Origin of the sequence: Pseudomonas sp. P179, from assembly GCF_000478485.2 — a bacterium.
GTDB lineage: Bacteria > Pseudomonadota > Gammaproteobacteria > Pseudomonadales > Pseudomonadaceae > Pseudomonas > Pseudomonas aeruginosa.
Window position 1 is genome coordinate 688,030 of record NZ_KI517354.1, and the last position, 24,257, is coordinate 712,286.

General features: G+C 64.6%; 37 protein-coding genes and 1 tRNA gene. 17 read left to right on the forward strand and 21 right to left on the reverse strand.

All coding sequences use genetic code 11. The annotated features are described in order from the left end of the window. The first annotated feature begins 142 nt into the window (after positions 1–142). Positions 143–856: an endonuclease gene (locus tag HMPREF1224_RS15660; RefSeq protein WP_003099106.1), complete on the forward strand. Its 714-nt coding sequence runs from the start codon at positions 143–145 to the stop codon at positions 854–856. A gap of 18 nt (positions 857–874) precedes the next feature. After that, positions 875–1,393, forward strand: coding sequence for a thermonuclease family protein (locus HMPREF1224_RS15665; protein ID WP_003114413.1), 519 nt, complete (start codon positions 875–877; stop codon positions 1,391–1,393). On the opposite strand, the gene HMPREF1224_RS15670 is transcribed toward HMPREF1224_RS15665, so the two are convergent. Together HMPREF1224_RS15670 and HMPREF1224_RS15675 are read right to left on the reverse strand one after the other, a co-directional pair. Further along, positions 1,368–1,598 (reverse strand): hypothetical protein, encoded by a 231-nt coding sequence (locus HMPREF1224_RS15670; RefSeq protein WP_003090795.1) that lies wholly within the window; start codon positions 1,596–1,598, stop codon positions 1,368–1,370. The genes HMPREF1224_RS15665 and HMPREF1224_RS15670 overlap by 26 nt on opposite strands. 65 nt (positions 1,599–1,663) lie before the next feature. Continuing rightward, on the reverse strand, positions 1,664–1,897 hold the full coding sequence (locus HMPREF1224_RS15675; RefSeq protein WP_003090796.1) for a DUF3509 domain-containing protein: 234 nt from the start codon (positions 1,895–1,897) through the stop codon (positions 1,664–1,666). Between the two features lie 222 nt (positions 1,898–2,119). Here HMPREF1224_RS15675 and HMPREF1224_RS15680 point away from each other — a divergent pair, with 222 nt between their 5' ends. After that, positions 2,120–3,019: a YihY/virulence factor BrkB family protein gene (locus tag HMPREF1224_RS15680; protein WP_003090797.1), complete on the forward strand. Its 900-nt coding sequence runs from the start codon at positions 2,120–2,122 to the stop codon at positions 3,017–3,019. Here the strand turns inward: HMPREF1224_RS15680 and HMPREF1224_RS15685 are convergent. Together HMPREF1224_RS15685 and HMPREF1224_RS15690 are read right to left on the reverse strand one after the other, a co-directional pair. Beyond that, positions 3,009–3,326 carry a hypothetical protein gene (locus tag HMPREF1224_RS15685; protein WP_003108875.1) on the reverse strand — a complete coding sequence of 106 codons (318 nt, stop codon included), beginning with the start codon at positions 3,324–3,326 and terminating at the stop codon, positions 3,009–3,011. The genes HMPREF1224_RS15680 and HMPREF1224_RS15685 overlap by 11 nt on opposite strands. 155 nt (positions 3,327–3,481) lie before the next feature. Beyond that, the gene (locus tag HMPREF1224_RS15690) at positions 3,482–3,925 is read right to left on the reverse strand and encodes a YqaA family protein (RefSeq protein WP_003114414.1); all 444 of its coding nucleotides are present in this window, start codon (positions 3,923–3,925) and stop codon (positions 3,482–3,484) included. Positions 3,926–4,060: 135 nt separating this feature from the next. On the opposite strand from HMPREF1224_RS15690, the gene HMPREF1224_RS15695 reads away from it, so the two are divergent. Together HMPREF1224_RS15695 and HMPREF1224_RS15700 are read left to right on the forward strand one after the other, a co-directional pair. Beyond that, positions 4,061–4,435, forward strand: coding sequence for a DUF5064 family protein (locus HMPREF1224_RS15695; protein WP_010793111.1), 375 nt, complete (start codon positions 4,061–4,063; stop codon positions 4,433–4,435). A gap of 110 nt (positions 4,436–4,545) precedes the next feature. Beyond that, a complete protein-coding gene (locus HMPREF1224_RS15700) occupies positions 4,546–4,875 on the forward strand; it encodes an ElaB/YgaM/YqjD family protein (protein ID WP_003090802.1) in 330 nt (109 codons plus the stop codon). Positions 4,876–4,940: 65 nt separating this feature from the next. Here HMPREF1224_RS15700 and HMPREF1224_RS15705 read toward each other — a convergent pair whose 3' ends face one another. Next, positions 4,941–5,138: a hypothetical protein gene (locus HMPREF1224_RS15705; protein ID WP_003090804.1), complete on the reverse strand. Its 198-nt coding sequence runs from the start codon at positions 5,136–5,138 to the stop codon at positions 4,941–4,943. 178 nt (positions 5,139–5,316) lie between these two features. Between HMPREF1224_RS15705 and HMPREF1224_RS15710 the strand changes: the two genes are divergently transcribed. After that, positions 5,317–5,547, forward strand: a complete 231-nt coding sequence (locus tag HMPREF1224_RS15710; protein WP_003090806.1) for a DUF2789 domain-containing protein — start codon at positions 5,317–5,319, stop codon at positions 5,545–5,547. 347 nt (positions 5,548–5,894) lie between these two features. Next, positions 5,895–6,365 carry a serine protease inhibitor ecotin gene (gene eco, locus HMPREF1224_RS15715; protein ID WP_003090808.1) on the forward strand — a complete coding sequence of 157 codons (471 nt, stop codon included), beginning with the start codon at positions 5,895–5,897 and terminating at the stop codon, positions 6,363–6,365. 52 nt (positions 6,366–6,417) lie between these two features. Here eco and HMPREF1224_RS15720 read toward each other — a convergent pair whose 3' ends face one another. Further along, positions 6,418–6,804: a hypothetical protein gene (locus HMPREF1224_RS15720; RefSeq protein ID WP_003114417.1), complete on the reverse strand. Its 387-nt coding sequence runs from the start codon at positions 6,802–6,804 to the stop codon at positions 6,418–6,420. 186 nt (positions 6,805–6,990) lie between these two features. Next, complete coding sequence (locus HMPREF1224_RS15725) at positions 6,991–7,434, reverse strand: PACE efflux transporter (protein ID WP_003090812.1); 444 nt, start codon at positions 7,432–7,434, stop codon at positions 6,991–6,993. A 102-nt stretch (positions 7,435–7,536) separates the two neighbouring features. Between HMPREF1224_RS15725 and HMPREF1224_RS15730 the strand changes: the two genes are divergently transcribed. Continuing rightward, positions 7,537–8,424: a LysR family transcriptional regulator gene (locus HMPREF1224_RS15730; RefSeq protein WP_003099119.1), complete on the forward strand. Its 888-nt coding sequence runs from the start codon at positions 7,537–7,539 to the stop codon at positions 8,422–8,424. Positions 8,425–8,634: 210 nt separating this feature from the next. Here the strand turns inward: HMPREF1224_RS15730 and HMPREF1224_RS15735 are convergent, their stop codons facing one another. Continuing rightward, a complete protein-coding gene (locus HMPREF1224_RS15735) occupies positions 8,635–8,949 on the reverse strand; it encodes a hypothetical protein (protein WP_010793112.1) in 315 nt (104 codons plus the stop codon). Between the two features lie 364 nt (positions 8,950–9,313). On the opposite strand from HMPREF1224_RS15735, the gene HMPREF1224_RS15740 reads away from it, so the two are divergent. Both HMPREF1224_RS15740 and HMPREF1224_RS15745 read left to right on the forward strand, forming a co-directional pair. Further along, positions 9,314–10,591: an OprD family porin gene (locus HMPREF1224_RS15740; RefSeq protein WP_003099122.1), complete on the forward strand. Its 1,278-nt coding sequence runs from the start codon at positions 9,314–9,316 to the stop codon at positions 10,589–10,591. Positions 10,592–10,747: 156 nt separating this feature from the next. Next, the gene (locus HMPREF1224_RS15745; RefSeq protein ID WP_003160518.1) at positions 10,748–11,119 is read left to right on the forward strand and encodes a hypothetical protein; all 372 of its coding nucleotides are present in this window, start codon (positions 10,748–10,750) and stop codon (positions 11,117–11,119) included. Between the two features lie 42 nt (positions 11,120–11,161). Here the strand turns inward: HMPREF1224_RS15745 and HMPREF1224_RS15750 are convergent, their stop codons facing one another. Together HMPREF1224_RS15750 and HMPREF1224_RS15755 are read right to left on the reverse strand one after the other, a co-directional pair. Beyond that, a complete protein-coding gene (locus HMPREF1224_RS15750; protein WP_003090818.1) occupies positions 11,162–11,506 on the reverse strand; it encodes a cupin domain-containing protein in 345 nt (114 codons plus the stop codon). Between the two features lie 111 nt (positions 11,507–11,617). Beyond that, a complete protein-coding gene (locus tag HMPREF1224_RS15755; protein WP_003090820.1) occupies positions 11,618–11,827 on the reverse strand; it encodes a hypothetical protein in 210 nt (69 codons plus the stop codon). 269 nt (positions 11,828–12,096) lie between these two features. Here HMPREF1224_RS15755 and HMPREF1224_RS15760 point away from each other — a divergent pair, with 269 nt between their 5' ends. Further along, positions 12,097–12,285: a hypothetical protein gene (locus HMPREF1224_RS15760; protein ID WP_003090821.1), complete on the forward strand. Its 189-nt coding sequence runs from the start codon at positions 12,097–12,099 to the stop codon at positions 12,283–12,285. Between the two features lie 14 nt (positions 12,286–12,299). Here the strand turns inward: HMPREF1224_RS15760 and HMPREF1224_RS15765 are convergent, their stop codons facing one another. Then, positions 12,300–12,491 carry a hypothetical protein gene (locus tag HMPREF1224_RS15765; RefSeq protein ID WP_003099127.1) on the reverse strand — a complete coding sequence of 64 codons (192 nt, stop codon included), beginning with the start codon at positions 12,489–12,491 and terminating at the stop codon, positions 12,300–12,302. A gap of 348 nt (positions 12,492–12,839) precedes the next feature. On the opposite strand from HMPREF1224_RS15765, the gene HMPREF1224_RS15770 reads away from it, so the two are divergent. Continuing rightward, positions 12,840–13,535 carry an alpha/beta hydrolase gene (locus tag HMPREF1224_RS15770; RefSeq protein ID WP_003119904.1) on the forward strand — a complete coding sequence of 232 codons (696 nt, stop codon included), beginning with the start codon at positions 12,840–12,842 and terminating at the stop codon, positions 13,533–13,535. Positions 13,536–13,582: 47 nt separating this feature from the next. Here HMPREF1224_RS15770 and HMPREF1224_RS15775 read toward each other — a convergent pair whose 3' ends face one another. After that, entirely contained in the window at positions 13,583–14,482 is a 900-nt protein-coding gene (locus tag HMPREF1224_RS15775) for a Dyp-type peroxidase (RefSeq protein ID WP_003119903.1), read from the reverse strand. A gap of 341 nt (positions 14,483–14,823) precedes the next feature. Beyond that, the gene (locus HMPREF1224_RS15780; RefSeq protein ID WP_003090825.1) at positions 14,824–15,405 is read right to left on the reverse strand and encodes a TetR/AcrR family transcriptional regulator; all 582 of its coding nucleotides are present in this window, start codon (positions 15,403–15,405) and stop codon (positions 14,824–14,826) included. 87 nt (positions 15,406–15,492) lie between these two features. Between HMPREF1224_RS15780 and HMPREF1224_RS15785 the strand changes: the two genes are divergently transcribed. Next, the gene (locus HMPREF1224_RS15785) at positions 15,493–16,461 is read left to right on the forward strand and encodes an enoyl-CoA hydratase/isomerase family protein (RefSeq protein ID WP_003114421.1); all 969 of its coding nucleotides are present in this window, start codon (positions 15,493–15,495) and stop codon (positions 16,459–16,461) included. Between the two features lie 5 nt (positions 16,462–16,466). Further along, positions 16,467–16,949, forward strand: coding sequence for a DUF6632 domain-containing protein (locus tag HMPREF1224_RS15790; protein WP_003114422.1), 483 nt, complete (start codon positions 16,467–16,469; stop codon positions 16,947–16,949). Between the two features lie 151 nt (positions 16,950–17,100). On the opposite strand, the gene HMPREF1224_RS15795 is transcribed toward HMPREF1224_RS15790, so the two are convergent. From HMPREF1224_RS15795 to HMPREF1224_RS15805, 3 genes are all read right to left on the reverse strand, one after another. After that, positions 17,101–17,511, reverse strand: coding sequence for a nucleotide triphosphate diphosphatase NUDT15 (locus HMPREF1224_RS15795; protein WP_003099138.1), 411 nt, complete (start codon positions 17,509–17,511; stop codon positions 17,101–17,103). Between the two features lie 21 nt (positions 17,512–17,532). Beyond that, complete coding sequence (locus HMPREF1224_RS15800) at positions 17,533–18,312, reverse strand: PhzF family phenazine biosynthesis protein (RefSeq protein WP_003114424.1); 780 nt, start codon at positions 18,310–18,312, stop codon at positions 17,533–17,535. An 86-nt stretch (positions 18,313–18,398) separates the two neighbouring features. After that, the gene (locus HMPREF1224_RS15805; protein ID WP_003114425.1) at positions 18,399–18,638 is read right to left on the reverse strand and encodes a hypothetical protein; all 240 of its coding nucleotides are present in this window, start codon (positions 18,636–18,638) and stop codon (positions 18,399–18,401) included. 331 nt (positions 18,639–18,969) lie between these two features. On the opposite strand from HMPREF1224_RS15805, the gene HMPREF1224_RS15810 reads away from it, so the two are divergent. Continuing rightward, the gene (locus tag HMPREF1224_RS15810) at positions 18,970–19,995 is read left to right on the forward strand and encodes a diguanylate cyclase (RefSeq protein WP_003114426.1); all 1,026 of its coding nucleotides are present in this window, start codon (positions 18,970–18,972) and stop codon (positions 19,993–19,995) included. Between the two features lie 6 nt (positions 19,996–20,001). Here HMPREF1224_RS15810 and HMPREF1224_RS45555 read toward each other — a convergent pair whose 3' ends face one another. Beyond that, a complete protein-coding gene (locus HMPREF1224_RS45555) occupies positions 20,002–20,223 on the reverse strand; it encodes a hypothetical protein (RefSeq protein ID WP_009876699.1) in 222 nt (73 codons plus the stop codon). Positions 20,224–20,486: 263 nt separating this feature from the next. Here HMPREF1224_RS45555 and HMPREF1224_RS15820 point away from each other — a divergent pair, with 263 nt between their 5' ends. After that, positions 20,487–20,657, forward strand: coding sequence for a hypothetical protein (locus tag HMPREF1224_RS15820; RefSeq protein ID WP_003099153.1), 171 nt, complete (start codon positions 20,487–20,489; stop codon positions 20,655–20,657). Between the two features lie 92 nt (positions 20,658–20,749). Here HMPREF1224_RS15820 and HMPREF1224_RS15825 read toward each other — a convergent pair whose 3' ends face one another. From HMPREF1224_RS15825 to HMPREF1224_RS15840, 4 genes are all read right to left on the reverse strand, one after another. After that, positions 20,750–21,271, reverse strand: coding sequence for a hypothetical protein (locus tag HMPREF1224_RS15825; protein WP_003119901.1), 522 nt, complete (start codon positions 21,269–21,271; stop codon positions 20,750–20,752). Positions 21,272–21,469: 198 nt separating this feature from the next. Further along, on the reverse strand, positions 21,470–22,057 hold the full coding sequence (tse4, locus tag HMPREF1224_RS15830; RefSeq protein WP_003099160.1) for a type IV secretion system toxin Tse4: 588 nt from the start codon (positions 22,055–22,057) through the stop codon (positions 21,470–21,472). A 4-nt stretch (positions 22,058–22,061) separates the two neighbouring features. Next, positions 22,062–22,499 carry a type VI secretion system immunity protein Tsi4 gene (gene tsi4 / locus HMPREF1224_RS15835; protein ID WP_003099162.1) on the reverse strand — a complete coding sequence of 146 codons (438 nt, stop codon included), beginning with the start codon at positions 22,497–22,499 and terminating at the stop codon, positions 22,062–22,064. Positions 22,500–22,690: 191 nt separating this feature from the next. Further along, a tRNA-Val gene (locus tag HMPREF1224_RS15840) sits at positions 22,691–22,767 on the reverse strand. 183 nt (positions 22,768–22,950) lie between these two features. Between HMPREF1224_RS15840 and HMPREF1224_RS15845 the strand changes: the two genes are divergently transcribed. Further along, on the forward strand, positions 22,951–24,234 hold the full coding sequence (locus tag HMPREF1224_RS15845) for an NAD(P)/FAD-dependent oxidoreductase (protein WP_003119900.1): 1,284 nt from the start codon (positions 22,951–22,953) through the stop codon (positions 24,232–24,234). The last annotated feature ends 23 nt before the right edge of the window (positions 24,235–24,257 follow it).

A 24,257-nucleotide genomic window follows, 5' to 3' on the forward strand; every position in this document is an offset into this window, starting at 1 on the left:
CAAAACATATACGGAACGCATACTAACCATCGCATGGACGCGGCGCAAACGGGAAGGTCCGCCCCTCGCCTGGCCATGGACTGGCCACGATTGGCATCTCCTGCAAAATCAGTAACATGCGGATTTTTTTGGAAGTTGCCGCATGCTTTCCCGTTTGTTTGTAGGCCTTTTCGCCCTCCTCCTCGCCAGCGCCGGCCAGGCCAACGCCCCGCGCACGTTCTCCGAAGCGAAGAAAATCGGCTGGAAGCTCTACGCCCGGCAATCCGTGGAGTTCTACTGCGGCTGTCGCTACTCGGGAAATCGTGTCGACCTCGCCAGTTGCGGCTACAAGCCGAGGAAGAACGCCAACCGCGCGCGGCGCATCGAGTGGGAACACATCGTCCCGGCCTGGGTGATCGGTCACCAGCGGCGCTGCTGGCAGAACGGCGGGCGGAGCAACTGCGCGAGGCACGACAGCACCTACCAGCGCGCCGAGGCCGACCTGCACAACCTGGTGCCGAGCATCGGCGAGGTCAACGGCGACCGCAGCAACTTCGGCTTCGGCTGGCTGCCGCAGAAACCCCAGCAATACGGCGCCTGCCCGATGGTGGTGGACTTCAAGGCGCGCAAGGCGATGCCACGCCCGCAGATTCGCGGGATGATCGCCCGCACCTACTTCTACATGAGCGACCGCTACGGCCTGCGCCTGTCGAAGCAGGATCGCCAGCTCTACAACGCCTGGCACAAGCAGTACCCGCCACAGACCTGGGAGCGCCAGCGCAACCACATGGTCGGCTGCGTGATGGGCTGGGGCAATCCCTATGTCGGCCCGGTGGACCTGGCAACCTGCAGCAACCTATCCTCGCGTCGACGCTGACCTCCGCCGGAGTAGCCCATGATCTTCCGCACCCTCGCCCTGTTGCCGCTCTGCGCCGCCCTGGCGTTCGCCGCCGACGCCGGGGAGCGCCGCTTCGACTGCACGGTGGTGGCGATACATGACGACGCCAGCCTGGGCTGCCGCCTGCCCGGCGCGAACAAGGCGCTGCGCATCCAGCTCAATGCCGTCGAGCTACCGGCCGCCGAGCCCTGGCGTCGGCGCGCCCGGGAAGCCCTGGAAGACATGCTGCTCGGCAAATCGGCGACCATCCGCGAGCAAGGCCGCGACGCGCGCTTCCGCATCCTCGGCGCGGCCTGGGTCACCCCGGCCGACTGCCCCACCTGCGGACATACCCTGGATGCCGGGCTGGCCCTGCTGACCATTGGCCTGGCCAGCTGGCGCGACGCGCCGGACAGCGGCCAGACGGCCGAGGCGCGCGGCCAGTACCGGTTCGCCGAGGAAGAAGCGCGGGCGCGCAAGGCTGGCCAGTGGCGACCGCGCGACGCCGCTCCTAGAGATGGATCTCCGCGAACTTGATGCCCAGCCCGCGCAGCTCCTTGACCGCGTCGTCGAGCCGGCGGAACGACATCACCTCGTCGCTCTCGTCGACCAGGAAATAGCTGCGCCCGCCGTCCTTCTTGAAGAACACGATCCATTCCCTGGCCAGGGTGGGATTGGCGATGATGTGGGTCGCCGAGATCTTCCCTGCCGCCTGCCTGTCCCGAACCTTCTCGCGCTTCATTGCCTTCCCGTCAGCTGTGTGGAAAGGCGGAATTATCGCATCATCGGTTCCCGCGGCGAAAAAACTCAGCGTGCCGCCATCGCCATTTCCATGCCCGGCACGGCCAGTTCCCGGCGGATGCTGCGGATCAGCCACTCGGTCTCCGGCGGCGCGCTGAGCTGCGGCGAGGGTATGGTGCGAGCCACGTAGCGGCCGTCGGCGGCCTGCAACTGCAACAACAGCGCGCCGTCGTGGCGGCTCTTGCTGGACAACTGGAACTCGGGAAAGGCAGCGGCGATTTTCTTCAGGTCGACAGACATGGTGCGCTCCATTTCTGAGAAGTTGGACGGAGGCCCGCCGCGCGGCGGGCAGGCGCAGTCTGGCTAACGGATGCGACCGAATGATGACGCCGGCGACGAACCAATTCGCCCGCCGTGGCGTCCCAGAAAGGACGCGACGAATTTCACCCAACGGAAAATGCCTGGCGGCAAGCGGCCATCGGTGGTCGATCGTCATCGGCACGCACACAGCAAGGAGATGGAATGTTCCGTACGGCTTATCGGGAAATAGGCCTGTTCGGCCTGGTCAAGCGCACAGTGAACGAGTTCCTCGAGGACGACATGCCGACCTACGCCTCGGCCCTCGCCTATCAGATGCTGTTCTCGCTATTTCCGTTCCTGCTGGTGCTGATCACCCTCGTAGGCTACCTGCACCTGCCGGAGTTCTTCGCCTGGCTGCGCGAGCAGGCGGCGTTGCTGCTGCCGCCCGAGGCGATGGATCAGGTCAACCCGGTGATCGACCAGTTGCAGCAGCAGAAAGGCGGCCTGCTGTCGATCGGTATCGCGGTGGCGCTGTGGACCTCCTCGGCGGGCATCCGCTCGATGATGATCGCGCTCAACGCCGCCTACGACGTGAAGGAGAGCCGCCCGGTATGGAAGCGCTTCTCCCTGTCGATCCTCTACACCCTCGGCATCGCCCTGTTGTTGCTGGTGGCGGCCGGCCTGATGGTCACCGGGCCGCAGGTGATCGCCTGGATCGCCGGCCTGGTCGGTCTGGAACAGTACCTGGTGACGCTCTGGACCTGGCTGCGCTGGCCTCTTGCGGTGTTCCTGCTGATGCTCGCGGTGGCGCTGTTCTACTATCTGGTGCCGGATGTCGAGCAGCGTTTCCGCTTCATCACTCCAGGCTCGGTGCTCTCGGTGATCGCCTGGATCGCCGCGTCCCTCGCCTATGGCTTCTACGTGAAGAACTTCGCCAACTACAACGCCATGTATGGCAGCATCGGGGCGATCATCATCCTCCTGCTGTACTTCTACCTGTCGGCGGCAGTGGTGCTGTTCGGCGCCGAGCTGAACGCGGTGATCGAACACCATTCGGAAGACGGCAAGGACCCTGGCGAGCGCGAACTTCCGGACAACGACGACCCCGAACTCAAGGCTTGAGCAGGGCGTCGGCCTCGCTGACGCTGGCCTTGCCGGTGGCGCGCCGGTACAGACACAGCTCGCGGCCCTGGCGGCCCTGCATGTGCGGCTGCGGATACCGGCCCTGCAGGAGCAGCGCCGAATAGCCCACCTCATCGTCGAAGGGCAGTACCTGCCCCACCGCGCGTACCTGGCGCAAGCCGCTGGCTTTCAGGCAGGCGGCACGCACCATGGCGTCGTGCGCCTGCCACGCCTCGGCCGTGGAAGCCCAGGCCGGCGCCGAACCGAGCAGCAGGCAGACCAGCGATCCCGCAACCACCCTCGACATTGCGCACCTCGCATCGCCGGAAACAGGCAGGAAAAGAGAAGCCCCCGGGACCACAGCGGCAACTAAAGGCCCCGGGGGCGATGAGGCGGCAGTTACACCTCGCAGCAATGGACATTGCCCCGCGAAAAATAGTTCTACGCTCGCCGACGAAGCGCTCAGCCGGCCCAGCCCAGCACCAGCGCAGCCAAGACCAGGTAGCGGAGCGTCTTGGCCAGGCCGACGATCAGCAGGAAACTCCAGCAGGGCTCACGCATGATGCCGGCCACCAGCGTCAGCGGATCGCCGATGACCGGCACCCAACTGAGCAGCAGGGTCCAGCGGCCGTAGCGGCGATAGTGTCGCTGCGCCCTGAGCAACTGCACCTCGCCCACGGGAAACCAGCGGCGACCGCGGAAATGCTCGAGGTAGCGACCCAGCCACCAGTTGACCCAGGAACCCAGCACATTGCCGACGATGGCCAGCGCCAGCAGCCACGCGACCGACTGGCCGCCGCGCAGCAGCAAGGCGGCCAGCACGGTTTCCGACTGCAACGGCAGCAGGGTCGCCGAACCGAACGCCGAGAGGAACAGCCCGGCGTACGCGGCCCAGTCAGTCAACACCCGAACGCTCCCAGCGCCATTCGCATCCCCACTCCAATCCGGAAAAAACTGACCTGGGACAGCCGTCCCGAGGCCGGCGAAGCATACCCTGGCAGGCAAGGGCATTTCCCCGGTTATCCGAAAAGGAGGCAGGCCATGTTCATTCCCGGCCATCTGCATCTCGCCTCGGCCAGCGAAGTCGACCGCCAGACATTCGATATCCACCTGCGCTACCGGGTCCTGGAGGCCGAGGCCCGCCCGGTGGCCGTACACTTCGACATGGAGGGCCGGATCGACGGCCAGCCTTTCAGCGAAAGCTTCGAACTGCCACGCGACGCCGCCGTGCATTTCGCCAGCCGTGCCAGTCGCCTGGCCCGACGCCACGGCCTGCGCTTGCGGCAGGGACCGATCGTGCGCCAGCGCCGCGAGTACGACGCTATGTTCGACGACCTGCGCCGACGCCTGAAACTCAAGAGCGGCGAAGCGATCGACCTCGACCGCTACCTGCGCGGCGAGGCCGGGGCATCCTGAAACGGCTCTCCCGCATGCTACGGAAACCCCCGACGCAGGCCATGCCGTGCAACTTTCAGCGAAGCGGGCGACTCCATACCTAGGTAACCATCCTCGTCAAGGAGACCGACATGACTCTGAAAACCCGCTCCGCTCGCGCCAAGCAGGCTATCCAGGACCAGGCCATGGCCGAACTGCAGGACCTGATCGCCGAGGTGGACCAGTTGATGAGCGGCACCGGCAGCCTGGCCGGCAAGGAGGGCGCGAACCTGCGTGAACAGATCAATTCCGTGCTGCATCGTGGTCGCGACGCCATCGAGCGCACCCGCCGCGGCGTGGTGCAACGCAGCCAGGCGGCCGCCGAAGCGACCGAGGAATACGTCGAGGACCATCCCTGGCAGACCATCGCCGTCTCGGCCGGCGCCGGCTTCCTCCTCGGCCTGCTGGTGGGCCGCCGCTAGGGCGTTTCCGCAGGCAACAGAAAGCCCGCGCTCGGCGGGCTTTTCGGCAAGGCAAGGGCCTTGGCTCAGGCGGAGATCGCCGCCTCCAGCGGCCAACTCAGTTCCCAGGTTCCCTTCAAGGCTTCCGCCTCGTCACGGCTGGTGAAGGGGCCGGCCCACATGGCGCCGTCCACCATCAGGATCCAACAGGCCAGCAATCCCTTGCTGCGCAGCGATTCGGGAACGGACGTCCCCACCAGCACGGCGACTTCGATTCTGGACATAGGCTGACTCCGGTTATCATTAGCTTGCTAACAATAAGCGCCCGCCCCTTCGCCATGAAGCACGCCGCGCACAACAGTCTTTTTCATCTGCGACAAAATTACCCACCCCCGGCTCCCACGGCGGCCCTGCCGTCCCGCCGGCTATAGTGGAAAAACAGCGAATCCAGGAGGAACCGTCATGGACACCAGCCCGCACACCTTTTCCAACCTGTTCCGCCAGTTGGGGCTCCCCGCTGGGCGAGACGACATCGTCGCCTTTCTCGCCCGGCACCACCTCGAGGAGGGCACGGCGCTGCCCGATGCGCCATTCTGGAACCCTGCCCAGGCCAGCTTCCTGCGCGAGGCCCTGGCCGAGGACTCCGACTGGGCCGAACAGGTCGATGAACTGGCCTTGCAACTGACCCGCTGAAAAAACGCAAACTGATGCGCTGACGGCTCTATCGTGCGGAACTTGCTATGAGTTGGCGGGGAATTTCAAGTCACCGGCATCGATAGCCACTATCAGCCCAAAGCATTTTTCCCCAGCGGAGCGGCGTGAGATCGTAGCGGCGTCGGGAGAACCCCAAGTCCCCGACGCTCCTTTGAAGACCATCGCCCTCCCCCCGCAGATGGTCTTTTTTTTGCCCGCGATTCGGCCGTGCCCCGACCGGCTGGCCCAGGACATGGAACATTCCGTTACGTCCCCCACTGAACTTTTCACCCGTGCCTCGGTGTCTTACCCTGCTCGCGTTACCACGTAAGGAGAACCTCAAGGACATGAAAGCACTACTGATCGCCGCCGGCGTTGCCGCTCTTTCCAGCACCGCCATGGCCGCCAAACTGGATGAAAAGGTTCCCTACCCGAAGGCAGATGCCGGCTTCACCCGCCAGGTCATCCACCTGCCGAAACAGGACGCGGAAGACGCATTCAAGGTCGAGATCATCGCCGGCAAGACCCTCGAGGCCGACTGCAACCAGCAGCGCCTGGGCGGCGAGCTGGAAGAACACACCCTGGAAGGCTGGGGCTACTCCTACTACCGCCTGGACAAGGTCAGCGGGCCGATGAGCACGATGATGGCCTGCCCCGGCCAGAAGAAGGAGCAGCGCTTCATCCCGGTGGTCGGCGAAGGCTTCCTGCTGCGCTACAACAGCAAGCTGCCGATCGTGGTCTATGCGCCGAAGGACGTGGAGGTCCGCTATCGGATCTGGTCGGCGTCCGAAAAGGTCGAGAAAGCGGTCAGCGAATAAACGCCGCGCATGAAAAAGCCGCCCACGGGCGGCTTTTTTCGTTGCGCCGGCGTCAGCCCGGCACCAGGCCGATGTTCAGGCCGGAGTCCACGGTGATCCGGTAATGCGTGGTCTGCCCGTTCTGCACATGCACCACCTGCTTGGGCGCCTCGCCGCGGCAGATCCCATCGCCCTGCACGGATACCACCCGCAGCCCCGCCGGAAGACGGAAACGCGCGCTCTCGCCGGCCTGGATCTCGGCGGCCAGGCGGCTATCGATGATCAAGCGGGTATTGCAGACGCTGCCGAGAAACTCGCGGTCCCGGGAAACCACCAGGAAGGCGTCGCCGTCGTCACGGAACTGGTAGTTGTACAAACGCTCCTTCGGTACCTGGTCCGTCTCGTCGAGCGAGGGCGTCGATGTCGAACAACCCGCCAGCAAGACGGTCCCCAGTAGCATCCCCAAAATCCGCATAGTGACCCCAATCCGTTCATCGAAATGCCGCACCCCATCCTCGCCGGGGCAGACCTTCATGGCTTGCGGTCGTACTTCCTCCCTGAACCGGCACCACAGCGCACGTCCGTCTAAGGTAGGCGATTTGCCCCGGCCAAGGCGAGCGCGAATGGCGCTGAAGAAAAAAAATCCTCAGACGGAGGCCGCCTCGCCGGCCGGCAACGCGGAAGTCGGGAGGCCGAACAGGCGATCGAAGGCCCAGTTGAAGAGGAAGGTGTAGCACGGGATCAGGACGATCAGCGCCAGGTCCAGCCAGAACGCCTCCAGCAGGGAAATCCCCATCCACCAGGCGATCAGCGGGATCAGGTAGACCACCAGGGTCAGCTGGAAGCCGATGGCGTGCGCCACCCGCCGCGCAATGCTGCGTCCGCGCACGGCCTGGCGCCGCTCCCAGAACTCGAACAGGCAGTTGTAGATGAAGTTCCAGGTCACCGCGACGGTGGTGATCACCACCGCCAGGGGGCCGGTGGTAGTGGGCGTGGAACCGGCGAGCAGGGCCAGCCCCAGGGTCGAGATACTCATCCCGATCAATTCGTAGGCGGTCACGTAGACCAATTTGCGCTTGATGCCTTGCACGTGGACCTCTCGGGCGTGATAGCGGAAAGGCGGGCAAGGTTGGATCAATTTTCTTGACAGAAAAAGTCAGCAGCTTTCAGATCTGCTGATAGGAGAATTGCCATGAACTTTTCCAGCGATACCATCGAGCTGTTCCTCGCCGTCCTCGACCGCGGCTCCTTTTCCGGCGCCGCCCGTGCCTTGGGTCGAGTGCCTTCGGCGGTGAGCATGGGCATCGCCAACCTGGAGGCGGAACTGGGTTTCGCCCTTTTCGAGCGAACCCACCGCGAAGCCCGTCCTACGGCGCTGGCCAGGGCCCTGGCACCGCAAGCGCGGATGATCGCCGAGCAGCTCGCCCAGTTGCAGGTGCATGCGCTGGAACTCTCCCAGGGATTGGAAAGCCGCCTGTCGCTCGGCGTGGTTGCGGACATCGACAGCGGGCGGCTGTTCGGCGCCCTCCGCACCCTTTCCGAGCGCTACCCGCTGCTCGATGTCGAGGTGCTCAGCGCGGCGCAGGACGATGCCCTCGCCCTGCTCCATGGCGGCCGCATCAGCCTGTGCTTCGGATTCGCCGGCATCAGCGTGAACCCGCAGGAGCGCTTCCAGTATGTCGGCGCGGAATCGCTGGTCGCGACCATCTCGCCGCGCCATCCCGCCCTGCAGAAGCCGGGGCAGGCGCTGTACCTGGAAGAGCTGGTGAACGTGCGGCAGATCCTGGTCGCCAGTTGCGACCTGCCGTTGGCCGACACCCGTCCGCTGATTGCCGGCGCCTGCTGGCGCACCGACAGCCTGGGCACGGCGCTGGAAATGGTCGAGGCGGGGATCGGCTGGGGCAATTTCCCGTTGTCCCGGGTCGCGCCGCTGCTGGCAACGGGAAGGCTGGTACGCCTGGACTTCAGGAATACCAAGAACGAGCTGAAACTGCCTGTCCACGCTATCTGGCTGAAAAACCAGCCATTGCGCAAGGCCGCCCAGGAACTGGTTGGCATGCTGGCCACCCGTCCCGATTGAAGCGTTATGCAATGCACTTCACAGAAAAAACGAGACCCGTCACGCGAATCGCCGCACACGCCGGCTCCCCGGCCTCCAGTACTTGATCTCGATCAAGCGCAGCGCCGGCCATAGGCAGATGATCGTTCTGCGGCCATCCTCCGTTTGCGGCCGTAGAGCTCCGGACACTTCATGCTAGGGGGGCCGGAGCTCTTCCCTCTTCCTCGCGGCTCAGGAACAGGTCCTGGCCGCATCGATGATGGCCCCGCGGGTGACCCAGGGCTGCTGATCATGGATTCGCACCAGGCTGCCCCCCCCCGCCGGCTGCACCTCCAGCCACTGACCGGCGTCCGCCAGGCGATAGCCGCGGCCTTCCTCCAGCAGCGCCACGCCCGGCGCCTGGCGTTGCCACTTGGGCAAGACGCACATCGCGTAATCGTAGGGAGCCTTGCTGGTGCTGGCGGCCAGCGCCGGGGCGTTCGAAGCGGGAGGCGAGGCACAGGCGGACAGGGCCAGGGCGGCGAATACAGCGATAAGAATCTTCATGTCACGTCCCTCTTTGTCGATCCGTTCACGATTCGACGGTATCACCGCCCAAAGCGAGAACTGCCGCGACTTCGCGGCATGGTACTTATCGATAAGGTTGATATTGCAGGCGCATGACGAAGCGATCCGGCAACGCCCGATTCAGAGCCTATGGAAGGGGCTTTCCTTGCACTTTGGTTATTAGCAAATGACTCGAAGCTTTCTTGGATCGAACAATGTTCTGGTATTGTTGCGCCGCCAACGGGAGAAACAAGAAACCAGAACCGCCACGCACGGTAAATGGGACAAATGACTCCCGTGCACTTCGAACCTTGCGCTTCCTTCAATTTCAGCGCACATCAAGCCAACAACCAGGAACAATAAGATGTTGAAGAAAAGGATTTGCCTGCTGGCACTGGGCATCGCGACTGCAAGCCAGGCGATGGCCAATGACCAAGAAGCAGCAAAGGGGTTTGTCGAGGACAGCCACCTCGATCTGTTCTTCCGCAATGGCTACATCAGCCGTGACTACAAACATGGCCGGCAGGACAAGGCCGAATGGGGCCAGGCCGCCACTGCCACCTTCACCTCCGGCTTCACCCAGGGGACGGTGGGCGTCGGTGTCGACGCGTTCGGCTTGTACGCGGTACGCCTGGACGGCGGCAAGGGTCGTAGCGGCGCCGCCGGTATCGACTTCTTCAAGCAGGGCGACAGCGGCTCCGCGGCGGACGATCTGTCCAAGGGCGGCGCGGCGGTGAAGTTCCGCATCTCCAACACCGTGCTCAAGTACGGCGACCAGATGCCCAGCCTGCCGGTGCTCAGCTACGACAACTCGCGCCTGCTCCCGGAAAGCTACAGCGGCACCCTGATCACCTCCAAGGAGATCGAGGGCCTGGAGCTGAACGCCGGTCGCTTCACCGCGGAATCCCGCAAGAGCGCCGAAGGGCGCGACAGCGGCGGCCTGAAGAGCATCAACGTGTTCGGCGGCAAGTACGCCTTCACCGATCACTTCAACGCCTCGCTGTACGCTTCCGACGTCGAGGACGTACTGAAGAAGCAGTACATCAACCTGAACTACACCATCCCGCTGCAGGCCGACCAGTCGCTGAACTTCGACTTCAACGGCTATCGCACCAAACTGGACAGCGACTTCGCCGACCAGAACTTCAACGGTAACCGCGACAACAAGATCTGGAGCCTGGCGGCGTCCTACACCATCGACGCCCACACCTTCATGATCGCCCACCAGCGCAACACCGGCGACACCGGCTACAACTACGGCTGGTACCAGAACGCCGGCGGCATCGGCGACGGCGGCACCACCATCTGGCTGGCCAACTCCTACTGGTCGGACTTCAACGCCGAGGACGAGCGTTCCTGGCAGGTCAGCTACGCCCTGGACTTCGCCAAGTACGGCGTGCCCGGCCTGACCTACCGCGTAGCCTACGTGCGCGGCGACAACATCAAGACCGCCGAGACCAGCAACGGCAAGGAGCGCGAGATCTTCAACCAGGTCCAGTACGTGGTGCAGAGCGGTCCGGCCAAGGACCTCACCCTGCGTCTGCGCAGCTCGTTCCTGCGTGTCTCCAACGACGCTCGCTCGTACAACGACGACGGCAACGAAATCCGTGCCTTCGTCGAGTACCCGTTCAGCGTGTTCTGATCGAACCTGCGAGCGCGACGAGAACCCCGGGCCAGTCCCGGGGTTTTCTTTTTTGCGTTTCGTGCGCCAGTTCAACCTTATCGGGTAGAGCCGTACAGCTTCGGAAAGCCAGTGATAGCATTCGCTCTCGCTTGCCATTGCTTATCGATATCGACAATGCCGTTCCGGAAACACCTTCTGCTCCCCCTCCTCGGTCTTGCCCTGCTGCTCGGCGGTTGCGGCCCTAGCGTCAGCTACTCCTACATTCCGCCGACCAGCGATGCCGGCCTGCACTGCGTGAGCCAGTGCAATGCCGAGAAGCGCCAGTGCAAGACCCTCGCCAAGCTGCAGCAGCGCCAGGACGAGGCGCTCTACCAGGCGCAGAGCACGGCCTACAACTACTGCATGCAGAACAGCGACAAGAAGAAGCGCAAGTCCTGCCCCTACCCGCAGCGCAACTTCGATTTCGGCGACGACTGCCAGGACGAGTACCGCAGTTGCTACCAGTCCTGCGGCGGCACCATCCGCCGCATCGTCCACCAGGACTGAGGCGCGACGTCCGGCAGGCATCCCGGACGTGCGGCAATACCGTCAGGCGAAGACGAAGTACTTGCGCACCGTCTCCACCACCTCCCAGGTACCACGCAGGCCCGGCTCGATGACGAACACGTCGCCCGCCCTCAGGTGCACCGGTTGCTCGCCTTCCGGGGTGATGATGCAGTAGCCGTCGAGGAAGTGGCAGAACTCCCAGCGTTCGTAGTTCACCTCCCACTTGCCCGGCGTGCAGATCCAGGTGCCCATCAGCTTGCTGCCGTCCGCCGAGGCGTATGCGTTGAGGTTGACGGTATGCGGATCGCCGTCGATCCGCTTCCACTTGGTGGCGTCCAGCACGGGTACGGGACAGGTATCGCGCAGTACGGTGATGAAATCTGACATGGTCGCTCCAGGAAGGCAGTGGATGAATGCCTCACCATAGGGCCACGCGCGGGGCGCCGGTTGTCTGGGTTCGACATCCGCCTAGCTGAAAGCGCTAGGCAGCCCGTGCGCTCAGCGACGCCTGCCATTCAGCGCTGCCAGCAGGTCGCAGACCATGATCAGCAGCAGCATGGGTACGGCGAACGGAAAGAATGCCAGCGCCGCGTATTCGTAGGCCTGGCCCGTCCACCACAGGCAAAGGCTGGCGACCGCCACGAGCAGGAAGCTGGCGGCGACGATGAACTTGCACAAGCGCGAGGCGAATCTGAGCGTATCGTCCACGACGAATCTCCTTCGGCGACTCCCCCGCAGTCTGCCGAAACCGCTCTGTCCCGGCGGTGACGCAAGAATGACGATTCGGACAGAATTGTTACGCCTGCCGCAAAACTTCATTCCACTTTGTTAGCTGGCTAATCAAATTCCCCCTTGATATCGTCTTTTTCGCCAGATCCCCAAGGCCTGGCAAATGTCCCTTGTACAGGCCATTACCAACCCTCCCCCCGCTTGGTAATGGCCTTTTTTTCCCTTCTGCCGTAGTCCATGGAGATCGCATGCCACGCATTGCCCTGGTCCTGGGTGTGCTGCTGGTCAGCGCCTGCGCACAGCCTGTCACGCCGGACTCGATAGTCGAGGAATCGTTTTCCCGCAGCGCCAGCGAACGCCAGCTGGAAGAGCTGAACCGCCAGGGCCTTCCCTACGAGCAGTACCGGCTGCGCCGCCAGCGCATTCTTGGCCGCTGATCCCGGCACCGCGCCTAGCGCTTCTTCGGCACCACCGCCCGCACCGCCTCGCAGACGACCAGCCCGACCATCAGCGGGATCAGCAGCGGCAGGATCGACATCGAGAGGTTTTCCGCTCCCGAGCTGAGGAGAAACGGAAACTGGCTGAGGAAGGCGACCATCGCCAGGCTGAGCAGGATCAGCAGGCCGTAGAGGCATGACGCCAATTTCAGAGCTTTTTCCATGACCGGGTAGAAAGTGAAGGATTCGGAAGAAAATCTACCCGCCCCGCTCCCCCGGTATGGCGAGAAGCAAGATTTTTTCAGATTCGGGTGCCCCGAAAAGACGCGAACCCGACCGACCGATCACCCCTCCATGCCCGTCGCGACAACCCGATCGGTCGGGTCCGGACTTGCAACATACCGCCGTGCCGATATCACGTCGCCTACCGGAACAAGGAGTTGTTCTTTTCGACGAACGTCCTCGCCTCCCGCTATCGCCCGCCCATCGCGACCTCGTATGCTCGCCGGGCGATGTCTCATGCCAGCGATCCTCACCCACAAGGGAGCAACACGATGAGCAACCTGCCTGCGATCATCCTGGTCCACGGCTTCTGGGGCGGCGCCGCCCACTGGAGCAAGGTCATTCTCGAACTGAAACGCCTCGGCCACGACAACCTGCATGCCGTCGAACTACCGTTGACCTCGCTGGCGGACGATGCCGAGCGGACGCGCAAGATGATCGCGCAGCAACAGGGGCCGGTCCTGCTGGTCGGACACTCCTATGGCGGCGCGGTGATCACCGAGGCCGGCAACCAGCCGAATGTGGTCGGGCTGGTCTATATCGCCGCCTTCGCCCCCGACAGCGGCGAAAGTCCCGGTGGCATCACCCAGGAGCACTTGCCCCTGGCCGCAGCGAACCTGGCGCCGGACAGCGATGGCTATCTCTGGGTGAAGGCGGACAGGTTCCACGAAAGCTTCTGCCAGGATCTCGCTGCGGACGAAGGGCTGGTCATGAGCATCACCCAGAAGGCTCCGCTGGCCAGCACTTTCGGCGATGCCATCGGCAGCCCGGCCTGGAAGAGCAAGCCCTCCTGGTACCAGATTTCCAGCGCCGATCGCATGATTGCGCCGGAGAACCAGGAGCGGATGGCCGCGCGGATCGCACCGAGGAAGATCGTCACCCTCGATGCCAGCCACGCGTCACTGGCCTCGCGAGCGAAGGAAGTAGCGGCGCTGATCGACGAGGCCGCCGTGGCCACCGCCCACTAGCGCCGCGCAGGACGCGGCAGCAGGCCTGGCCTGCTGCCGCGGCGGGCTCAGAGGCCGAGGGCGGACAGGTCGAGGCGGCCGTCGGCCATGGGCGGACACCAGAAGTAGCTGCCGCTGATCGGCCGGGTGAAACGGAACAGGCCATCGAGCACCCCGTCTTCCACGCCGATCATCCGTAGCCATTGGACCTCGAAGGCCTCGAACGAGCGGCCGAAGGCGGCGAACAACAGCCCCGCGCGGTGCTCGTCGGACCAGGGCGCGCCGCGCCGCAGGAGGAACGCGGCGGGCTCGAAGCTTTCCTGCTCGGTGCGCTTGACGTGGGCGTAGGCCGGCGCGTCTTCCAGTTCTTCGTCGTCGGACTTGCGGCGGCCGATGATGTTGTCCATCTCCTCGCCGGGGATCGCCTGCATCCGGTCGAAGTCATGCAGCCACTGCTGGACAGCAACGAAACTGCCGCCATCCAGGCCCGCACCGCGCCCGGAGACCAGCGCGGCCTCGAGCGCCGCATCGCCCTTGGGGTTCTCGGTGCCGTCCTTGTAGCCGGACAGGTCGCGGTCCTCGCCGTAGAGGAACGCATCCACCGCGCCGGTCCGCTGGAAGGCCGGCGCCAGCGACCGTTCCAGCGCGTGCGAGCGCAGCGTCACCTCGCCGCGATCCTCGCCGCGCAGCCAGCACCACAGCGCGGAGGGCGTGGACGGCAGGTCGATGCCGGGCGCGGCGAGCACCGGATAGTCCTTCATGCCCTCGACGGTCTTGCCGAGGCTGAGCATCAGCGAATGGCCGATACCCACCACCAGCTGGTAACCATCGGTGGCCGCGGCCAGGCTGGCCAAGGTCGCGGCCACCTGCTCGGGTTGGGAAATGCTGAAAAACAGGTAGCGACCCACCACCGGAATCGGGGTGAGAATGCCTGGCTGAGCCGCGCTCATGTTGCCTCCATCTATCATCAGGCCGTGCGCCGCTCGTGGCGATGCACCTTCGATCTCGTTCTGGTTCGAGCAATGCTCGGTTTCGGAGCGCAGCGGCGGGCGACGCCAAGCGAAGCGGCTCCGAAATACCCGCGCATCCTAAACCGGTGCAACGCCAGAGACCACTCGAAGACGAGGGAAAAGCGCGAAGTCGGACCTGCGTCGCTCAGAACTCCATCGGCATGAGACCGACCACCAGGCCGGCGACGGCAAGGGCAAACACCAGCAGGGCCTTGGCGAGTTCGAGATGATGGGCGTTCATGGGCTTACCTGTCGGAGGGAAAGCCTGACGCTAGACGCCGAACATTGCAGTTGTGCAATCAGTCCCGGTCCGCTTGCGGCGAAACCGCTCCGCTCGCCGAAAGCAGGCCCAGCGCATGCTCCAGCGCCGCATCCAGGACCTTGTCGCGCGCCACCTCGCTCGCCTGGGCACGCGCGAGAAGCACCGCGCCGACCGACAAGCAGGTGAGCACCCAGGCCCGGTTCTCGTCGCCCATCAGTTCGGCCAGCCGCCGTTGCCGCTGTTCCAGGGCGCGTTCGAAGGTTTCCCGCACCTCGGGCCCTGCCCGGCCCACCTCGGCGGCCAGCGCCGGAATCGGGCAGCCCATGTCGGCATGCTGCGCATGACCGCGACTGAGGTAGAGACGGGTGGCGCCGGCCAGTTGCTCCAGGCTGTCCAGCGGAAAGGCATCGTGCTGGGCGCTCAGCTCGCGCTGCAGGATCGCTTCGAGCAACTCCGCCTTGCTGGAGAATTGCGAGTAGAACGCCCCGGTGGTAAGACCAGCCGCCTTCATCAAGGTGTCCAGGCCGGTGCTGGCGAAGCCCTGGCGCTTCACCAGCGGAGCGGCCTTGCTCAACAGCAGGGCGCGGGTGGCCTGTTTCTGTTCCGGTTTGTAGCGCATGCCGACTATCCGTTGGTTGGGGAGACGATGTCGTCACATTGGATAATGATCTTTATATAACGCTCGTTATCCAATGAGGAAGCCGCAATGACTCTAGCACCGCGACACCTGCGCATAGAACAACGAGGACGCGTCCTGCAAGTCCTGCTCGACAATCCCCCGGCGAACTTCCTCACCACGGCGGTGATGCAGGAGCTGGCCGACCTGCTGGAAGACCTTGAGCAACGCCAGGACATCGGCGCCGTCATCCTTTCCGGAGCGGCGGACGGGGTCTTCCTGACCCACTTCGACGTCGACGAGATCGAGCGCGCCGTCGCCCCCATCACCTTTTCCATGCCGGCCTGGCTGACACGCCTGCTGCTGGAAAGCGAAAGCCTCCTGCGCCACTTGCCTGGGGCGAGGAAGCTGCTGCGGCGCACCCTGCTGGCAGGCGTCGCCGACATGAACCTGTTCCATGAGGTCACCGCGCACATGCGCCGCATGGACAAGGTGTTCATCGCCGCGATCAACGGCCTGGCCCTGGGTGGCGGCTGCGAGCTGGCGCTGGCCTGCGACCTGCGCCTGATGGCCGAGGACGACCAGGTGGAACGCTTCCTCGGCCAGCCGGAAGTACTCATCGGCCTGATACCGGGAGGCGGCGGCACCCAGATGCTGGCGCGCAGCCTGGGCGTAGCCAGGGCCCTGGAGCTGTGCCTGGAAGGGCAACTGCTGGAGCCGCGCCAGGCCCTTGCGCTGGGCCTGGTCAACGGGCTGGCGCCAGCGGAGGAGCTACTGGAAGCCGCCGACGCGCTGGCGCAACGCCTGTCCCGGCGCTCACCGCAAGCGGTGCGCCTGATCAAGCGTTCGATCTACCAGGCGGCTTCCCGCGACTGGACGGAGGGCATGGCCAGCGAAAAGGCCGGCTTCCTCTCCGCCGCCTCCCAGGGCAATACCCGCCGCGCCATGCGCGAATACATCGAACGGGTGCGCACCATCACCCGGGAAGAGCGCCCTTTCCGCCGTGCGGATTTTGACGACCTGACCGAAGGCAACGCCATCGACATGGCCTACAGGTGATCTGCATGACTGCCTCCCCTTCCCCGGTTTCCGCCACGCCTTGGCTGACCCTGAGCATTCGCCTGATGGCCGGCGGCTTCCTGCTGTTCTTCGGCCTGGCCCTGGCCACGCTGCTCCTGCGGCTCGACCAGTCGCTGCTCGACTCCGACGCCGGGCGCCTGCTGCTCCGCCTGGTTCGCTGGGGCGACCAGCAAGGCGGCGGACAGCACTATGAGCTGATGATCTCGACGATCTACCTGGTCTGGGGCGCATTCCTCTGGCGCGCCGCCAGCCAGCCCTTCCGCCACCGGCTGTTTATCGACTTCACCGTGGCGGCCAATGCCGCGCACTTCGGCCTGATGTTCCTGCAGGGACTGTTGATGCCCGGCGAACACATCCACCTGGCCGGCGATGTCCTGCTGGGCTGGGCCTCGCTGCTGCCGCTGATGCTGTTCTGGATACCGCAACGCAAGCGGGCAGCCCCTTCGCTCGCCGTCGAGCGGAAGTGACGACAGTGGAACGGCCCCCAAAGGGGCCTAGCAGTTCGAACAGGCTCCTCTTGATGCCGTTGCGGACTGGCCTATGCTCACGGTGTGTGCGAACCCCAAGGGTATTTCCCGACCAGCTCCCCCGCGGTCGGGATTTTTTTTTGCCTGTCGCTCAGCGCTTCGGGTCGAAGGGCGAATAGCCCCGCCGGCGCAGGCTCGCCAGGGGCGCGAACAGCGGTTCCGGCAGATCGGCCCAATCGAACCAGGCCCAGCCGTCGCACTTGTCCGGCTCCATGAGGCGCGCCTCGGCATCCTCCGCGCAACCGGCCAGGATGAACGCGGTGAGGTAGTGGCGCCCCTCGAAGACGTCATTGCTGAACGGGCCGTGGCGCAGTTCGCTCAGCGCCAGGCCGGTCTCTTCCAGGGCTTCGCGCAGGGCGCAGTCCTCCACCGCCTCGCCGAACTCGAGATGGCCGCCGGGCGCCGACCAGCAGCCAGCGCCATGACTGCCCTTGCGGCGCCCCAGCAACACCTTGCCGTCCCGCAAGATCAGGACGCCCACGCCTACCTGCGGTGCCGGCATCGTCGTACTCCTGCTTCGGGATCAGAGATGGAGCGTACCGCTCATGTACAACGCCGCCTTGCCGGAGATGACCACCCGCTCGCCGCGCACGTCGCATTCCAGGCGCCCCTTGCGCGCCCCGCCCTGCTCGGCGCTCAGCCGGGTCTTGCCCAGGCGCTGCGCCCAGTACGGCGCCAGGGAGGTATGCGCGGAACCGGTCACCGGGTCTTCGTTGACGCCGACGTTGGGCCCGAACCAGCGCGAGACGAAATCGAAGCGCTGGCTGCGCGCGGTCACCGCCACCCCGCGGCACGGCAAGCCCTTCAGCCGGGCGAAGTCAGGCGCCAGGGCGGCGATCGTCTTTTCGTCGTCGACCACCACGAGGTAATCGTCGGTCTTCAGCACTTCCGCCTCGGCAATACCCAGCGCCTCCAGCAGTCCGTCCGGTGTCGCGCAAGGCTCCGGACGCTTGGCCGGGAAGTCCATCGCCAGCGAGTCGCCCTCGCGCCGCACGCTCAGCTCACCGCTACGGGTAGCGAAACGCAGTACCGGGGAAGCGTCGTCGAGCTTGTGGATCAGTACCCAGGCCGTCGCCAGGGTCGCATGACCGCACAGGTCCACCTCGACCTGCGGCGTGAACCAGCGCAATCGATAGTCGCCGTCGCGGCCGACGACAAAGGCGGTTTCCGAAAGATTGTTCTCTTCCGCGATGGCCTGCAGGCGCTCGTCGTCCAGCCAGGCATCGAGGGGGCAGACCGCCGCCGGATTGCCCTGGAAGGGACTGTCGGCGAATGCGTCTACCTGGAAGATCGTCAGTTCCATGTTCCGGACTCCTGTATCGATGGGCTGCGCACCTTAGCAGCCGGACCGAGACCAGGACAATGCCGCGCCCCGCGCAGGCGCCTCGCTCAGATCTGACGGATATCCAGCAGCGCCCAGACCTGGTAACCCTGGCGCTTGGCTTCCTTCTCCGCTTCCAGTTGCGCGGTGACCTTGCTGATGGAGCGCGAGCGATGTTCGAAACGCAGCGGCAATCCCGCCCCGCCCTTGCGCACGCTCAGTTCGACGATGGTGTAGCGGACCGGCTGGCTGGCCTCGGTCCGGACCTTTTTCGGTCGCGTTTCGGCAAGGCCCAGCGCCTTGCGCATCTGTTCTTCAGAGTAGATTTCCTGCACGCATTCACCCAGATTGAATAAAACCCGCAAATCCTATTGGTTCGCGACCCCACTTGCCAGGATAGTCGGCGAAGCGGGTCACACATCGACGCGAAAATCGCGCCTACCAGATCCGGCAGCTTCATCGAAACCGCCGCCGACATAAGCTGTGGGCGCTGTACATCCCTGGATCCTTTCCCGGCCTGCTCCACGCGGCCGGGATTTTTTTTGCCCTCTTCACCCTTGCGCCGACTGCGGACGCCAGGCTGGCCTTCAGCCTGTCCGGCAGCTATACCGAAAGTCTCCACCGTGATCAGGATCCAGTATGCTCGCCTGCCCCCTCCCTCCCGACGAAGCCCTGCGCCAGCAGGCCCTGGACGACATGGCGCTGGTCGACACCCCCGCCGAACACTACCTGGACGCCCTGGTGGAACTGGCGCGGGAAACCTTCGGGGTGAAGACCGTGCTGATCAGTCTGATCGACCACGACCGCCAATGGTTCAAGGCCCGTATCGGCCTGGATGCCGAACAGACGCCGCGCGACCTGTCCTTCTGCGGCCACGCCATCCTGGCCAGCGAACCGCTGATGGTGACGGACGCCTCCAGGGATCCGCGTTTTCACGACAATCCGCTGGTCACCGGGCCGCCCTTCATCCGCTTCTACGCCGGCGAGCCCCTGCACGCCAGCAATGGCCAGGCCATCGGCACACTCTGCCTGATCGACCCGAGCCCGCGGCTTCTGGATCTCCGGGAAGGACGCCAGCTCAATCGACTGTCGATCCTGGCCGAAGGATATCTCCAGCTACGCAGCCTCACCGAGCACACCCGCTTCCTGCGCCAGGAGATCGACCGGGAGCAGCGCAAGTCACTGCTCGACCCCCTCACCCAATTGTGGAACCGGGCCGGCTTCCACGCGCTGCACCAGCATGAACTGGAGTTGGCGCGGGCCAGCGACCAGCGCATCGGCATCATCTACAGCGATATCGACCATTTCAAACGTATCAACGACACCCTGGGGCACCGGGCCGGCGACAGCGTCCTCCGCGAGGCGGCTTCGCGACTGCGCGCGGCGCTGCGGCCGGAAGATCTCCTGGCGCGTTTCGGCGGCGAGGAGTTCGTGGCGATGGTCCGGGTCCGCGAGACCACGGAACTGACCATGATCGCCAATCGCATCCGCGAACTGATGGAAGCGACCCCGATCGACTGTGCCGGCACGTCCGTGCCGGTGACCATCAGTGCCGGCTGTACCCTGGCCGGCAGCGGCGAAGAACCGGAACGGGCACTCGCCCGGGCGGATGCCGCGCTGTACGACGCCAAGCGTGCCGGACGCAACCGGGTGGTCAGCGTCTGACCAGGGCTAGTCCTCCAGCCCTGCGCAATCGGCGCAGATAGAGAAACCCTCGCTATCGACTGGGACCTGGACCGCGTCGCAATATTCGCAGGAACGTCGCCTGCCGGTTCCGCAGGTATCGGGCTCGTCGAGCGCGCCGAACGTATCTTCGTCACGCTCGTCCTCGAGGTAATCGTTATCCAGCAGGTGATCGTGTTCGGGTTCGTGAATATCGTCTTCGTCGCTCATCTTCGACTGCCTGCCGGCTGCGTGAGGCGGTCTTATAAAGGCAGCGACAGCGCCCGTCAACGGCTCAACCCAGGTACAGACGCAGTTGCAGCCGGATTCGCTCCGGCTCGCCGTCGATCGGCGCAGGGCGACTGTCGAATCGCTGGGCGCCCTGGACCATGTAGAACGCTTAGGCATGCAAATCGGCTCCTCCCCCTGCCTCATTGCACTAGAATCGCCCGGCGCAGCGCCTGCGCCCTCAAGCCTCTTTCGTAGAAAACACCATGAGCAAACTGCAACATATCGGCCTGTTCCTGTTCGTTCTTCTCTCCGCCGGCCTGGCGCTCGGCTACCGAGTCGACTGCCCGGACGGCAGCCATGTCGAGACCTACCTGCTTCGCGGCCTGGGCGCGCGCCTCCTCGGCAACGATCTCTGCGAGCAGGCAGCGCCCTGACGCCGGGCGTTCCCGGATCCGACGGCGCCCGCCTATCGAGCCGGCAAGCCTCCGCCAACGCCAAGCCTTGCCGAAACGATGGGCCACCAGCGCTAACCGGCCAGTTGCAACCAGAGCGAAAACACGCCCAGCGCACACCAGAAGCCGGCGAACAGGAACGGCACGCGTCGCGAGAACAGCAAGGTTTTCTCGAAGCTGCCGCGGTTGACCTCGCGTTCGCTGAACAATGGCGAATCATCGTAGGCCAGGCCGATCTCCGGATCGCTGTGCAACAGGCAGGACTGCTTGAACTGCCAGTGGCAGATGATCTCCGAGGATGCCTGGATGCCCGGCCAGGCATGCAGGGAATTGACGATCCCGAGCAGTGCCAGGAGCGCCGGCACCACCAGGGTGAACAGCTCGCCCCAGGCCGGGTTCAGGTTGGCCATCGACGAGGCATAGGCGATGACCAGGAACGACTGCGCCGTCAGGTAGGCGTTGGTCCGACTGGATAGCTGGCCCGTCTCGTAGTGGATTTCCCGCCGGTAGAAGTCCAGCCGCTCCTTGGCTGAACAGAAGATCCGGACATCGGATTCTTGCGACAACGGCCCTCCGGGCATGATCAACCTGGACACAAGCACGACACCTCGAACGAGTGGATGGGCTTGTTTGGAAAGAACCGATCCATGCCGGTTCGGAATCTCCGACGACCGTTCCCCGCGCCGGTAACGATTTCCGCCACCGCCCCGCTGGCCATGGAACTCAACGGAGCCCTGGCCGCCGCACGCCTGCGCAAGGTAAAAAGGGCGATCCTCCCGGATCGCCCTCCTGCATCAGAACAACGCCCCCAGGTAAGCCGCCGCGCCGCCGCCGAACTGTGCACCGACGTTGACCCCGGCCATCAACAGGGCGCCACGGGACGATTGCAGTAATTGCCGCGACATGCTGGCGCCCAGCGCGGCGGTCAATGGCGAGGCGCTCGCCAGCGCCACCGCCGCCAGCAGCTTGGGATCGAGGCCGAAGAGAATCGCCGTGCCCGAACCGCCGGCGATGACTCCCGCGCCGAGTTCGACGTACATGCAGGGCCCGGTGAAGTCGCCGCGGGACAGGTCGCGCCCCACCAGGCCGTCCGCGACCAAGACGGTTCCGGTGCTCGGCAACGCCTCCAGCGCACCGGCCCCGCCAACGCTCTTGCCCTTGACATTGAGGTTGACCTTGCCGAAGCGCGGCAGGCGCATGCCCAGTCCGATCCCGCCGCCCACCCCGCCATAGCGGAAGGACACGTTCTCACCCTCCGGCGAGAGCAACGTGATGGAGCCGCCGCTACCCGCCAGGAAGGCCACGGTCATGCCTCCGCCACTGGCCGTCACGTAGCGCCAGCGACTCTCGTTGAGGGGCAAGGGAATGGGAAGTTGCGACATGACTTCAATGTCCTTTTGAGGTCGGTTGGGAAGAACGCAGGCCCAGCAATCCCCTGAACCCGACAATACCGAAGAGTGCGCCGAAGCCGCAGAGGAAAGCGCTGGTTCCCCAGAGCGCGCCGGCATCGTCGACTATCGCGCTGGCCGCCGGCCGCCCAGCCTCGTAGAGGACGCGAACCGGCTCGCCCACCTGGTAGCCGAAGATGAAGCCGCCCTGGGGATAGGAAATCCGCTCGCCGGAAACGCTGGTGAAATCGATCTGCGGATGCGAACCGCCGGCATTCAAGGCGCTGACCGTCCCCTGGGCTTCCTGCGCAGTACGCAGGAAATGGTACCGCTCGACGGTCTTGAAACCGCCGGCGAGCAGGAGACCGAGTCCGAGCAGGGAAAAAAGGGAAGCGTGAAGAAGTCCGCCGATACGCGAACCGGAAGAGGTCGTCATGAGCCTTGTCGCCTGAATCATCCGTGAAGGCGCTAGGGTCGGAAAAGACCGCCCCCGCTGTCAATAGCGGCTATGCGATGAAGCGCGAGCCCAGGCGAGCACGGGCCGAGCGGCCTTTTTCGGGGCGCAAATGAAAAAAGGCGACCCTTTCGGATCGCCTTTCTTGCCCCGCCAGCAGCGCAGGATTTGTTTGGTAGGCACGATTGGATTCGAACCAACGACCCCCACCATGTCAAGGTGGTGCTCTAACCAACTGAGCTACGTGCCTGCTGATGGCGCGCATTCTACAGACCCCAAAAACACCGTCAAGCTTTTTTTTCGCTAACTCTCTGAAAAAGTGGAATTTTTATTTTCTGGGGGTCCGTTGAAAATTTTGCACGGAGGCTAGCCGGCCGATTTCGACTCGGGTAGCATCCGGGCATCCGTAAAAAATAAAAAACAGAGGTGCAAGATGCCGCACACCCCCTACCCCTCCTCCTATTACGCCGCGTCGGCCAATCCCGCGCCGCCCCGCCCGGAACTCCAGGGCGAGGTCGAAACCGACGTCTGCGTGATCGGTGCCGGCTATACCGGCCTCTCCACCGCCCTGTTCCTGTTGGAGAATGGTTTCAAGGTCACCGTACTGGAAACCGCCAAGGTCGGCTTCGGCGCTTCCGGGCGCAACGGCGGCCAGATCGTCAACAGCTACAGCCGCGACATCGACGTGATCGAGCGCACCGTCGGCAAGCGCGAAGCGCAGTTGCTCGGCGAGATGGCCTTCGAAGGCGGGCGCATCATCCGCGAGCGCGTGGCCCGCTACGGTATCCAATGCGACCTGAAGGACGGCGGGGTGTTCGCCGCCTTCACCGAGAAGCAGATGGATCACCTGCGCGCGCAGAAACAGTTGTGGGAACGCTACGGCCACAACCAGTTGGAGATCATGGACGCCAAGCGCATCCGCGAGGTGGTGGCGACCGACAACTATATAGGTGGCATGCTTGACATGAGCGGCGGCCACATCCATCCGCTGAACCTCGCCCTCGGCGAAGCGGCGGCGGTGGAGTCGCTCGGCGGCAGAATCTACGAGCAGAGCCCGGCGACCCGCATCGAGCGCGGCGCCAGCCCGGTGGTGCATACCCCGCAAGGCAAGGTGAAGGCGAAGTTCATCGTGGTCGCCGGTAACGCCTACCTCAACGGCCTGGTCCCGGAACTGGCGGCCAAGTCGATGCCCTGCGGCACCCAGGTGATCACCACCGAGCCGCTGAACGAGGAACTGGCCCACAGCCTGCTGCCGCAGGACTACTGCGTGGAAGACTGCAATTACCTGCTCGACTACTATCGCCTCTCCGGCGACAAGCGCCTGATCTATGGTGGCGGCGTGATCTATGGCGCTCGTGATCCGGCGGACATCGAGGCGATCATCCGGCCGAAGATGCTCAAGACCTTCCCGCAACTGAAGGACGTGAAGATCGACTTCGCCTGGACCGGCAACTTCCTGCTGACCCTCTCGCGCCTGCCCCAGGTCGGCCGCATCGGCGACAACATCTACTATTCCCAGGGTTGCAGCGGCCACGGCGTGACCTACACCCACGTCGCCGGCAAGGTCCTGGCCGAAGCCCTGCGCGGCCAGGCCGAGCGCTTCGACGCTTTCGCCGGCCTGCCGCACTACCCCTTCCCCGGCGGCAAGCTGTTCCGCGTACCGTTCACCGCCATCGGCGCCTGGTACTACAGCCTGCGCGACAAGCTCGGGGTCTAGTCCGCGTCGACAGAACGGCACCC

Bases quoted from the DNA above. Each gene is read 5' to 3' on its own strand.
- HMPREF1224_RS15660 (WP_003099106.1), top strand. From the start codon at position 143: ATGCTTTCCCGTTTGTTTGTAGGCCTTTTCGCCCTCCTCCTCGCCAGC.
- HMPREF1224_RS15665 (WP_003114413.1), top strand. From the start codon at position 875: ATGATCTTCCGCACCCTCGCCCTGTTGCCGCTCTGCGCCGCCCTGGCG.
- HMPREF1224_RS15670 (WP_003090795.1), bottom strand. From the start codon at position 1,598: ATGAAGCGCGAGAAGGTTCGGGACAGGCAGGCGGCAGGGAAGATCTCG.
- HMPREF1224_RS15675 (WP_003090796.1), bottom strand. From the start codon at position 1,897: ATGTCTGTCGACCTGAAGAAAATCGCCGCTGCCTTTCCCGAGTTCCAG.
- HMPREF1224_RS15680 (WP_003090797.1), top strand. From the start codon at position 2,120: ATGTTCCGTACGGCTTATCGGGAAATAGGCCTGTTCGGCCTGGTCAAG.
- HMPREF1224_RS15685 (WP_003108875.1), bottom strand. From the start codon at position 3,326: ATGTCGAGGGTGGTTGCGGGATCGCTGGTCTGCCTGCTGCTCGGTTCG.
- HMPREF1224_RS15695 (WP_010793111.1), top strand. From the start codon at position 4,061: ATGTTCATTCCCGGCCATCTGCATCTCGCCTCGGCCAGCGAAGTCGAC.
- HMPREF1224_RS15700 (WP_003090802.1), top strand. From the start codon at position 4,546: ATGACTCTGAAAACCCGCTCCGCTCGCGCCAAGCAGGCTATCCAGGAC.
- HMPREF1224_RS15705 (WP_003090804.1), bottom strand. From the start codon at position 5,138: ATGTCCAGAATCGAAGTCGCCGTGCTGGTGGGGACGTCCGTTCCCGAA.
- HMPREF1224_RS15710 (WP_003090806.1), top strand. From the start codon at position 5,317: ATGGACACCAGCCCGCACACCTTTTCCAACCTGTTCCGCCAGTTGGGG.
- eco (WP_003090808.1), top strand. From the start codon at position 5,895: ATGAAAGCACTACTGATCGCCGCCGGCGTTGCCGCTCTTTCCAGCACC.
- HMPREF1224_RS15720 (WP_003114417.1), bottom strand. From the start codon at position 6,804: ATGCTACTGGGGACCGTCTTGCTGGCGGGTTGTTCGACATCGACGCCC.
- HMPREF1224_RS15730 (WP_003099119.1), top strand. From the start codon at position 7,537: ATGAACTTTTCCAGCGATACCATCGAGCTGTTCCTCGCCGTCCTCGAC.
- HMPREF1224_RS15735 (WP_010793112.1), bottom strand. From the start codon at position 8,949: ATGAAGATTCTTATCGCTGTATTCGCCGCCCTGGCCCTGTCCGCCTGT.
- HMPREF1224_RS15740 (WP_003099122.1), top strand. From the start codon at position 9,314: ATGTTGAAGAAAAGGATTTGCCTGCTGGCACTGGGCATCGCGACTGCA.
- HMPREF1224_RS15745 (WP_003160518.1), top strand. From the start codon at position 10,748: ATGCCGTTCCGGAAACACCTTCTGCTCCCCCTCCTCGGTCTTGCCCTG.
- HMPREF1224_RS15750 (WP_003090818.1), bottom strand. From the start codon at position 11,506: ATGTCAGATTTCATCACCGTACTGCGCGATACCTGTCCCGTACCCGTG.
- HMPREF1224_RS15760 (WP_003090821.1), top strand. From the start codon at position 12,097: ATGCCACGCATTGCCCTGGTCCTGGGTGTGCTGCTGGTCAGCGCCTGC.
- HMPREF1224_RS15770 (WP_003119904.1), top strand. From the start codon at position 12,840: ATGAGCAACCTGCCTGCGATCATCCTGGTCCACGGCTTCTGGGGCGGC.
- HMPREF1224_RS15775 (WP_003119903.1), bottom strand. From the start codon at position 14,482: ATGATAGATGGAGGCAACATGAGCGCGGCTCAGCCAGGCATTCTCACC.
- HMPREF1224_RS15780 (WP_003090825.1), bottom strand. From the start codon at position 15,405: ATGCGCTACAAACCGGAACAGAAACAGGCCACCCGCGCCCTGCTGTTG.
- HMPREF1224_RS15785 (WP_003114421.1), top strand. From the start codon at position 15,493: ATGACTCTAGCACCGCGACACCTGCGCATAGAACAACGAGGACGCGTC.
- HMPREF1224_RS15790 (WP_003114422.1), top strand. From the start codon at position 16,467: ATGACTGCCTCCCCTTCCCCGGTTTCCGCCACGCCTTGGCTGACCCTG.
- HMPREF1224_RS15795 (WP_003099138.1), bottom strand. From the start codon at position 17,511: ATGCCGGCACCGCAGGTAGGCGTGGGCGTCCTGATCTTGCGGGACGGC.
- HMPREF1224_RS15800 (WP_003114424.1), bottom strand. From the start codon at position 18,312: ATGGAACTGACGATCTTCCAGGTAGACGCATTCGCCGACAGTCCCTTC.
- HMPREF1224_RS15805 (WP_003114425.1), bottom strand. From the start codon at position 18,638: ATGCGCAAGGCGCTGGGCCTTGCCGAAACGCGACCGAAAAAGGTCCGG.
- HMPREF1224_RS15810 (WP_003114426.1), top strand. From the start codon at position 18,970: ATGCTCGCCTGCCCCCTCCCTCCCGACGAAGCCCTGCGCCAGCAGGCC.
- HMPREF1224_RS45555 (WP_009876699.1), bottom strand. From the start codon at position 20,223: ATGAGCGACGAAGACGATATTCACGAACCCGAACACGATCACCTGCTG.
- HMPREF1224_RS15820 (WP_003099153.1), top strand. From the start codon at position 20,487: ATGAGCAAACTGCAACATATCGGCCTGTTCCTGTTCGTTCTTCTCTCC.
- tse4 (WP_003099160.1), bottom strand. From the start codon at position 22,057: ATGTCGCAACTTCCCATTCCCTTGCCCCTCAACGAGAGTCGCTGGCGC.
- tsi4 (WP_003099162.1), bottom strand. From the start codon at position 22,499: ATGACGACCTCTTCCGGTTCGCGTATCGGCGGACTTCTTCACGCTTCC.
- HMPREF1224_RS15845 (WP_003119900.1), top strand. From the start codon at position 22,951: ATGCCGCACACCCCCTACCCCTCCTCCTATTACGCCGCGTCGGCCAAT.